General features: G+C 61.9%; 1 protein-coding gene. It reads right to left on the bottom strand.

What is annotated here, in order from left to right; all coding sequences use genetic code 11:
- The coding region (locus ACI77D_RS29445) for a hypothetical protein (RefSeq protein ID WP_407018120.1) at positions 1-239 on the bottom strand (239 nt) is incomplete at both ends.

Below are 239 nucleotides of genomic sequence, written 5' to 3' on the forward strand. Positions count from 1 at the left end.
CATTCAGTTCAACGGTGGAAAGGTGGCCGCCTTTGTCGTGGTTGAAGGTGAGGCGGTTGTTGTCCGGCAGACGCAGGTTTTGCAGCTGGCCGCAGGCGTCGTAACCGTAGCGCAAGGTGCCCCAGCCTTGGTGGTCGGCGGTGAGGCGGTTTTGGCTGTCGTATTCGTAGGCCAGCGCCCAGTGCCCGTCGTCGACGCTGAGGAGGTTGCCCTGGCGGTCGTAGGCGTAATCAACAACT

It is taken from the genome of Pseudomonas sp. O39 (assembly GCF_045447295.1).
GTDB classification, from domain to species: domain Bacteria; phylum Pseudomonadota; class Gammaproteobacteria; order Pseudomonadales; family Pseudomonadaceae; genus Aquipseudomonas; species Aquipseudomonas antarctica_A.